The 8,427-nt window shown below is 71.2% G+C and carries 7 protein-coding genes and 2 tRNA genes; 7 read left to right on the top strand and 2 right to left on the bottom strand.

Going from position 1 to position 8,427, the window contains the following annotated elements; genetic code table 11:
• Nucleotides 1–34 precede the first annotated feature (34 nt).
• Complete coding sequence (locus ABZE72_RS13900; RefSeq protein WP_372729625.1) at nt 35–916, bottom strand: 3-methyladenine DNA glycosylase; 882 nt, start codon at nt 914–916, stop codon at nt 35–37.
• Nucleotides 917–993: 77 nt separating this feature from the next.
• Between ABZE72_RS13900 and ABZE72_RS13895 the strand changes: the two genes are divergently transcribed.
• From ABZE72_RS13895 to ABZE72_RS13865, 7 genes are all read left to right on the top strand, one after another.
• Nucleotides 994–2,277, top strand: coding sequence for an FG-GAP repeat domain-containing protein (locus tag ABZE72_RS13895; RefSeq protein WP_372729624.1), 1,284 nt, complete (start codon nt 994–996; stop codon nt 2,275–2,277).
• A 50-nt stretch (nt 2,278–2,327) separates the two neighbouring features.
• On the top strand, nt 2,328–3,710 hold the full coding sequence (locus tag ABZE72_RS13890; protein ID WP_372729623.1) for an aspartate aminotransferase family protein: 1,383 nt from the start codon (nt 2,328–2,330) through the stop codon (nt 3,708–3,710).
• 10 nt (nt 3,711–3,720) lie between these two features.
• Nucleotides 3,721–4,530, top strand: coding sequence for a fumarylacetoacetate hydrolase family protein (locus ABZE72_RS13885; RefSeq protein ID WP_372729622.1), 810 nt, complete (start codon nt 3,721–3,723; stop codon nt 4,528–4,530).
• Nucleotides 4,527–5,996, top strand: a complete 1,470-nt coding sequence (gltX, locus tag ABZE72_RS13880; protein WP_372729621.1) for a glutamate--tRNA ligase — start codon at nt 4,527–4,529, stop codon at nt 5,994–5,996. Before ABZE72_RS13885 ends, gltX begins: the two co-directional genes overlap by 4 nt.
• A 409-nt stretch (nt 5,997–6,405) precedes the next feature.
• Entirely contained in the window at nt 6,406–7,014 is a 609-nt protein-coding gene (locus ABZE72_RS13875) for a lysostaphin resistance A-like protein (protein ID WP_372729626.1), read from the top strand.
• A gap of 35 nt (nt 7,015–7,049) precedes the next feature.
• Nucleotides 7,050–7,121: transfer RNA gene (locus tag ABZE72_RS13870), tRNA-Gln, on the top strand.
• 98 nt (nt 7,122–7,219) lie between these two features.
• A tRNA-Glu gene (locus ABZE72_RS13865) sits at nt 7,220–7,292 on the top strand.
• Nucleotides 7,293–7,372: 80 nt separating this feature from the next.
• Here the strand turns inward: ABZE72_RS13865 and ABZE72_RS13860 are convergent.
• Nucleotides 7,373–8,427 (bottom strand): hypothetical protein (locus tag ABZE72_RS13860; RefSeq protein WP_372729620.1); only part of this gene is annotated, 1,055 nt, incomplete at its 5' end.

The following is an 8,427-nucleotide window of genomic DNA, read 5'->3' as shown; positions in this document are numbered from 1 at the left end:
CTCCCGGCCGACCGCCTCGCCGTCGGCGCCGACCTCAGGCATCGACCGCTCCCACGGTCAGGAGCCGTTTGCACGCGGTGATCAGTCGCTGTCGCAGCGGGGCGCCGCGCTCGGCGAACCGGCGCTGTGCCGCGGCGTACTCCTGCTTGCCCTCGGGGGTCTCGATCCGGACCGGCTCCAGGCCCAGGCCGCTCAGGTCGTACGGCGCCGCGCGCATGTCGAGGACGCGGATGTCGAGGGCGAGTTCGAAGCAGTCGGCGACCAGGTCGGAGCAGATCATCGGCGTCAGCCGGAAGGCGTGCTTGTAGAGGTCCATCCCGGCGTGCAGGCAGCCCGGCTGCTCGAAGGCAGGCCGGTCGTCGCTGGCGGGGGAGAGGGTGTTCAACCCCCGGGCGGGCTCGGTGAAGAAGCGGAAGGCGTCGAAGTGCGAGCAGCCGATCCGGTGCGACTCCACCACCTGGTCGGTGCCCTCCGCGCCCAGCCGCAACGGCCAGTCGGCGTGCCGGGTCTGCTCCTCGGTGAGCCGGTAGACCATCGCCCATTCGTGCAACCCGAAGCAGGCCAGGTTGGCCGGCCGGGAGGCGGTCGCGCTGAGCAGCGTGTGCAGCGAGGTCAGCAGCGGGCGGGTCGAGGCGACGTACTCCTCGGAGACGGTGACGGCACCGTCGGTCCCGGCATACCCCTTGAGCGAGGCGTACGCCGAGGCGTCGCCCGTCAGCCCGACGCCGTACCCGGGGTGCCAGCGGCGCAGCTGGGCCGGCCGCTGGGAGTAGTAGGTGAAGAGGAAGTCGTGGACCGGGTGCTTGACCCGGGCTTCGCGCCGGGCCAGGTGCGGCGCGAGGAAGGCGTCGACGCGCGCTGCGTGTGCGGCGGCGCGGGCACGCCACGTCTCCTCGTCGAGCAGCTCCAGGTCCACGCGACCAGCCTAGGAGCGGCCGACGGTGCTGCGCGATTCGGCGTGCGGGGGATCCCGGTTCCACTAGGTTGCGTCGCATGCGTGCCCCCGGAGCTGTCGCGCTCGCCCTTGCCGTGTCCCTTGCCCTCGCCCTCGTGCCTCCCAGCAGTGCCGGTCCGGGGACGCCCCCGAACGGTGGGGATCGCCCGGCCCCCGCGTGGTCGGAGGAGGTGGTGGGGCAGCTGCCGGGCGCCGCGTTCTCCACCGTCGGCAACCTCGACGGTGACCGTGCCCGCGAGATCGTGGCCACCTCCTTCGGGAAGGTGTCGGGGTTCGGCCCGACCGCCGGCGGCACCGTCGCGACCTACGACCGGAATCGGAAGGGCCAGTGGGTCCGGCGTGACGTCATCCGCCCGGAGGACGGCATCCAGTTCCCCAACGACCCCACCCTGGCCGACGTCGACGGCGACGGGCGCACCGACATCATCGAGCCGGGCGGGTTCTTCATCTGCACGCCGTGCGGCTCGCTCTCCTGGTGGCGCAACAACCCGAACGGGACGTGGACCCGACACGACCTCGTCGTGCCCGGGGGCCCGGAGTTCTACCACCGTGCGGTGCTGGTCGACCTCGACAAGGACGGGGACAAGGATCTCGTCACGGTCGCCGAGACGGCGGCGAACGCCCTGACGATGGTCTTCCCCGGCACTGGCACGGGCTTCGAGACCACACCCGTCGTGCTCGGCGAGGGGCTCGGATCGCTCCCCACGGTGGTCGACGTCGACGGCGACGGCGACCTCGACATCGCCAGCGCGCAGTACTTCAGCCGCAACGGGAGCTTCGCCTGGCTCGAGCGGGTCGCCGACCCCGGCTACGGGGTCTACGTCAAGCACGTGATCAACGCCGAGCTCGGCGGTTCGATCCAGCTCTCCCGGGTCCCCGGCATCGGTTGGGTCGGCACCAACCACTCCAACACCACCAGTGGACCACCCGGCACGGCCACGAGTGGCGTCTACCTGTTCACCCCCGGTAGCAACCCCCGCCTGCCCTGGTCGGCGAGGCTGATCTCCGAGGCGATGACCTCCCGCTCCGACAACGCGCTCGGCCAGCAGCAGGGCGCTCCCGGCGTCTTCGGGTGGGGGGACCTGGACGGCGACGGCGACACCGACCTCGCCGTGAGCGGCGACGGCGACCGACACCTGTACGTGCTGCGGCAACTCGCCCCCGGTCGCTTCCGCACCGAGGCGATCGCGAACGACCGCGGCCAGTCCGGCGGAGGTGCCTTCCTGCGCACGTCCCGGCGCCGGATGGCCGTCCTCTTCTCCTCGTACGACGCCGGTCTCGTCGCGCTCTACCACCAGGTGTGGCCGAAGCGCGGGAGATGACGCCTTCCTCGCGCCTCGACGCGAGCCCGCCCGACCGCAAGGATGGGCCGATGGAAGACGCGGCGGCGGCACTCGATCGCGCGCGGCTGCACGCGCAGGTCTGGCTGGACTCGCTGGGCTCGCGACCGGTGTCGCCGCAGGCGAGCGTCGCCGAGGTCGTCGAACGCCTGGGCCGCGACCTCCCCGACGGGCCGACGTCGGCCGCCGACGTCGTCGACCTGCTCGCCGAGGCCAGTGGACCCGGGCTGACCGCGATGCCGTCCGGCCGCTTCTTCGGGTTCGTGATCGGCGGCACCCATCCCGCGGCGATGGCGGCCGACTGGCTGACCAGCGCCTGGGACCAGAACTCCGGCCTGCGCAGCGTCACTCCGGCGCACACGGCCGTCGAGGACATCGCCCAGGCGTGGCTGCTCGACCTGTTGGGCCTCCCCGCCCAGGCAGCCGTCGGCTTCGTCACCGGCGGCACGATGGCCAACTTCACCGGCCTCGCCGCCGGGCGCGACGAGGTGCTGTCCCGTGCCGGGTGGGACGTTGCCACCCACGGCCTCACCGGCGCGCCGCGGGTCAGGGTGCTCGTCGGTGCCGAGCGCCACGACTCGGTCGACGTGGTGCTGCGCTACCTCGGTCTGGGCGCGCCGGAGCCGGTCGCCGCCGACGACCAGGGACGGATCGACGTCGCCGATCTCCGCGCACGGCTGACCCAGCACCCCGACCAGTCCACGATCGTGGTCCTCCAGGCCGGCAACCTGCACTCGGGCGCCTTCGACCCCTTCACCGAGGCGATCGAGGCCGCCCACGAGTACGGCGCGTGGGTGCACGTCGACGGCGCCTTCGGGCTCTTCGCGGCGGCCTCCCCGGTGTACCGGCACCTGGTCGCGGGTCACGAGGCCGCCGACTCCTGGTCGACCGACGCGCACAAGACGCTCAACGTGCCCTACGACTGCGGGCTGGTCATCGTCCGCGACCCGGCGGCGCTGCGCCGGTCCATGTCGATGGAGGGCGCCTACCTGGTCAAGGACGCCGCGGGGGACCCGTTCGAGAAGGTGCCCGAGCTCAGCCGCCGAGGCCGGGCGCTTCCGGTCTGGGCGGTGCTCCGGGCCTTGGGTCGCGACGGCGTCGCCGCCCTGGTCGAGCGGCTGGCCGGGCACGCGCGGGCCTTCGCCGCGGGCATCGCCGAGATCGAGGGAGCGACGGTGCTCAACGACGTCGGCTTCACCCAGGTCTGCGCCAGCTTCGGCGACGACGAGCGCACCCGCGAGGTCGTCCGCCTGATGCTCGAGGACGGCACGGCCTGGACCAGCGGATCGGTGTGGCGCGATCAGGCGGTCCTGCGGATCTCGGTCAGCAACTGGTCGACCACCGCGGACGACGTGGAACGCACCCTGGCAGCGCTGCGTACGGCCGTTGGTCGGGTGGCTGGGTCTCCTCGTTAGGCTCAAGCCCGTGCGCATCGTCAGATTCACCACCGGAGAAGACCCCCTGTACGGCGTCCTGACGGGCGACGTCGACCAGTTCGGCCAGCCCGACGAGGAGAGCGTGATCGTCGCCCTGACCGGCGACCCGCTGTACGTCGGCGTCAAACCGCTCGCCCAGGAGTACAAGCTCGCCGACGTCCGCCTGCTCGCGCCGGTGCTGCCGCGCAGCAAGGTGATCGGCATCGGCCGCAACTACGCCGCCCACGCGGCCGAGCTCGGCAACGACGTCCCGGCCGAGCCGCTGATGTTCCTCAAGCCGAACACCAGCGTCGTCGGACCCGGCGACCCGATCTACTACCCGCGCCAGACCCAGGACCTGCACTACGAGGGCGAGCTCGCCGTCGTGATCGGCCGGCTCTGTCGCGACGTGCCCGTCGAGCAGGCCACCGACGTGATCCACGGCTACACGATCGCCAACGACGTGACCGCGCGCGACCTGCAGAAGGGCGACGTCCAGTTCACCCGGGCGAAGGGCTTCGACTCCTTCTGCCCGCTCGGGCCGTGGATCGAGACCGACCTCGACCCGCAGACCTTCGCCGACGGGGTGTCCGTCCAGACCCACCTCAACGGCGACCTGGTCCAGGACGGCAACACCCGCGACCTGATCTTCGACATCCCGACGTTGATCGCGCACGTCTCCAGCGTGATGACGCTGCTGCCGGGCGACGTGATCCTCACCGGCACCCCCGAGGGTGTCGGTCCCATGCAGGTCGGCGACGAGGTCGAGATCTCGATCCCCGGCCTCGGCACGCTCACGAACAAGGTGGCCCAGCGATGAACGCCCAGCCCGTCCGCGTCCGGATGGCGCCGTCCCCGACCGGCAGCCCGCACGTCGGCCTGGTCCGCACCGCGCTCTACAACTGGGCCTTCGCCCGGCACCACGGCGGCACGTTCGTCTTCCGGATCGAGGACACCGACGCCGCCCGCAACACCCCCGAGTCCTACCAGGCGCTGTTGGACCTGATGCGCTGGGTCGGCCTGGACTGGGACGAGGGCCCGGAGGTCGGCGGTCCCTTCGCGCCGTACCGCCAGTCCGAGCGCGGGGACCTCTACCGCGACGCCCTGGCCCGGCTGACCGAGGCCGGTTTCACCTACCGGTGCTTCTGCACCAACGACGAGGTCGACGCGCGCCGCAAGGCGTCCGGCTCCAAGCTCCAGGGCTACGACCGGTTCTGCCGCGACCTCTCCGCCGACCAGGTCGCCGCCTTCGAGGGCGAGGGCCGCGCCGCGGTCACCCGGTTCCGGATGCCCGACGGCGAGATCGCCTTCGACGACCTCGTGCGCGGGACGATCACCTTCCACTCCGACAACGTGCCCGACTACGCGCTGGCCCGGGCGAACGGCGACCCGCTCTACCCGCTGGTCAACCCGGTCGACGACGCGCTGATGGAGATCACCCACGTCCTGCGCGGAGAGGACCTGCTCTCCAGCACGCCGCGCCAGATCCCGTTGTACGCCGCGCTCCAGCAGGTCGGCATCGGCTCGGGCGTTCCGCGCTTCGGCCACCTGCCCTACGTGATGGGCCAGGGCAACAAGAAGCTCTCCAAGCGCGACCCCGAGGCCAACGCGCTGGGCTACCGCGACGCCGGCTTCCTGCCCGAGGGCCTGCTCAACTACCTGGCGCTGCTGGGCTGGGCGATCTCGGGCGACCGCGACATCTTCACCCTCGAGGAGATGGTGCAGGCGTTCGACATCAAGGACGTCAACCCCAACCCGGCCCGCTTCGACCTCAAGAAGGCGGACGCGATCAACGCGGCGCACATGCGGCTGCTCTCGGTCGAGGAGATCACCCACCGGGCGCTGCCGTTCCTCAAGCAGGCGGGCGTGGTCTCGGACCCGGTCAGCGACGCGGACGCGCAGCTGCTCGAGCTGGCGATGCCGCTGGTGGCCGAACGGATCAACAAGCTGACCGAGGCCGTGGAGATGCTCGGCTTCCTCTTCGTCGACGAGGCCGACTTCACCCTCGACGCTGCCGACGCGGAGAAACTGCTCAACGAGGACGGTCTCGCCATCGTGCGTGCCTCCCACGACGCGCTCGCCTCCCTGACCACCTGGTCCACCGCAGAGATCCAGGCGGCGCTGCAGACCACGCTGATCGACGAGATGGAGCTCAAGCCCCGCAACGCGTTCGGCCCGGTCCGGGTGGCGGTGACGGGGCGGCGGATCTCGCCACCGCTCTTCGAGTCCCTGGAGCTGCTCGGCCGCGAGCGCGGCCTGGCCCGCCTCAAGCGGGCGCTGGCCTGAGATGAGCACCCTCGACCCGCAGGCGCCGTACGACCCGCAGGAGCCGCACGACTCGCAGGGCAGGCCGGCGGTGGATCTCGCCTACCACCAGATCCACCGCGCCTCGCCCGTGGCCAATCCGTGGGTCCGGTCGCTGATCGGCACCGTCCTGCTGGTCGTCGCCATGGTCATCGTCGCGCCGCTGCTGTGGCAGATCCCGGTCGGGCTCGGCTACGCGCTGGCCGGCGAGTCGGTGATCGAGGGGATGGAGCGCTCACTCGACCTCGAGGATCCGAACCCGGTCGGGCTGGCGTACCTCTTCCTGGTGCTGGCCACCGCGATCCCGGTGACCTGGGCGCTGCAACGTGGCCTGCACAAGCTGCCGATCGGTCTGCTCGCCTCGGTCGCCGGACGACTGCGGTGGAGGTGGATGGGGACCTGCTTCGGGCTCGCGATCATCGCCCTCCTGGCCACCGTGGCGGTCTCCTCGCTGGTGCCCGAGGCCGGGGGCGGCGAAGAGCTCGCCGGCCCGCTCAACGACGTCACGACGACCATGCTCCACTTCGTCGTGGTCGTCGTGCTGCTCACCCCGCTCCAGGCAGCGGGGGAGGAGTACGCCTTCCGGGGCTACATCACCCAGGTCTTCGGCGGGCTGCTCAGCGGCCGCTGGGGCATGGTGGTGGCCGTCACCGTCCCGGCATCGCTCTTCGCGCTCTCGCACGGCGCCCAGAGCGCCCCGGTGTTCATCGACCGGTTCGCGTTCGGTGTGGTGGCGGGCCTGCTGGTGATCCTCACCGGAGGCCTGGAGGCCGGGATCGCGATGCACGTGCTGAACAACCTGCTCGCCTTCGGTCTGGCTCTGGCGTACGGCGACATGGGCGAGACGCTGAACGCCACGGGGGGCACCTGGTGGATGATCCCGGTGACCCTGACGCAGTCGCTGGTCTTCCTCTCGCTGGTGCTCTGGGCGGCCCGTCGGCAGGGCCTGGGCACGGTCACGCAGAGGGCCGTTTTGGTCGGCCCGGACTCTCGCGTGTAAGGTTTCCAACGGCTCCTGAGGAGCTGAATCACCAGTGGGATATGGTGTAATTGGCAACACGACTGGTTCTGGTCCAGTTATTCTAGGTTCGAGTCCTAGTATCCCAGCGAGATCGCGGTTGAGGCCGCGATTTTGTGCGTCACTCCCGCCTCGGCTAGAGTTTCGCGAGTTGTAAAGGGGCTCTCCGGAGCTCCCAGGCAGCAAGGCCCCCGTTGTGTAGCGGCCTAGCACGCCGCCCTCTCACGGCGGTAGCGCCGGTTCGAATCCGGTCGGGGGTACAGACACGAAAGGCCCGGTCCTCGGACCGGGCCTTTCGTCGTCTCCGGGCGAGCGGGTCGGCCGACTGCGTCCGACCCGGTCAGCCTCGCGGGAGCCCGCCGCCGGTGGGCAGGACGTACGGGTTCGTGAGGACGTCGGCTTCGCGACGCGGCGCCACGGCGTACTCCATCGTCCCGTCCGAGGCGATCCGGACCAGCGACCACTCGCCGTCCTGGTGGATCGGCACCAACAGGTGGGTGTCGTCCTCCCAGGTGGTGGCGTGGAACGTGGGGTGTGCCCGCTTCGTCGCGCCCCGGGAGAAGAGCTGCTCGCTGCCCAGGTCGTACATCGCCACCTGGTTCGCCCCGGCACCGTCCGGGTAGGCCGGCGTCCCGAGGATCAGACGGCCGTCGGGTGAGAACGAGCGCAGCGTGTGTCGGCACGTGGTGAAGCCCTGGAACTCGCCTCCCCCCATCAGCGTCGAGCACGTGCCGAAGTCCCTGATCTCGGTCCATCCGATCGCCAGGCTGGTCGAGCTGACGTCCTTGATGTCGAGGTAGCCGCCGTCGCGCAGCGGCTGCGACCCGGTCTCCCGGGCCTCCCAGGGCTGCCAGGCCCGGTCCGCGACCGTCACGACCACGGTGCAGGTCGAGGCCTCGCAGTCCGGGCCTGCTTGACCCGGCGCAGCGCCGTCGGCGCCGGTCACCGGTCCCAGTCGCAGGTCGTTGCCGGGGATCGGGTCACCCAACGGTCGGGGCTCGCTCGCCCACCCCTCCCAGATCATCACCTGGCCGGTCGGGGTCAGCCAGGCCACGATGCTGTGGGGGCGGTTGACGCTGAGACCGAGCCTGCTGCGCACCGGGTCGTGGAAGCCACCGTCGGCGTCCTGGATCTCGACCCAGGACCTGCTCCGGTCGTCGATCGTCAGCCAGACCCGGGCGCCGTCGGCCAGCTCGACGAGCTCGCGAGGTGCGAAGCGGGTGCGTACCTCGGTGGTCTCGCCGCCGGCGAAGTGGACGGTGTCCTCGTGGACGTAGGTCAGTCGGGGTGGAGCTCCGGTGGGCAGGTCGGAGACGTCGAGGGCACCGTCCGGCGGCTGCTGCCCACCCGTGGGCGTCGGGCTGGCGCTCGGTGACGAGCCCGAGGTCGATGACG

This window comes from Nocardioides sp., assembly GCF_041600255.1.
In the GTDB taxonomy this organism is placed as follows: Bacteria; Actinomycetota; Actinomycetes; order Propionibacteriales; family Nocardioidaceae; genus Nocardioides.
Note: the sequence above shows the minus strand (reverse complement) of the source record. Positions and strands in the feature narration are given on the sequence as shown.

What these genes read in the sequence shown, in the direction of transcription:
- ABZE72_RS13895 (WP_372729624.1), top strand. Translation starts at nt 994, where the DNA reads ATGCGTGCCCCCGGAGCTGTCGCGCTCGCCCTTGCCGTGTCCCTTGCC.
- ABZE72_RS13875 (WP_372729626.1), top strand. Translation starts at nt 6,406, where the DNA reads ATGGGGACCTGCTTCGGGCTCGCGATCATCGCCCTCCTGGCCACCGTG.
- gltX (WP_372729621.1), top strand. Translation starts at nt 4,527, where the DNA reads ATGAACGCCCAGCCCGTCCGCGTCCGGATGGCGCCGTCCCCGACCGGC.
- ABZE72_RS13890 (WP_372729623.1), top strand. Translation starts at nt 2,328, where the DNA reads ATGGAAGACGCGGCGGCGGCACTCGATCGCGCGCGGCTGCACGCGCAG.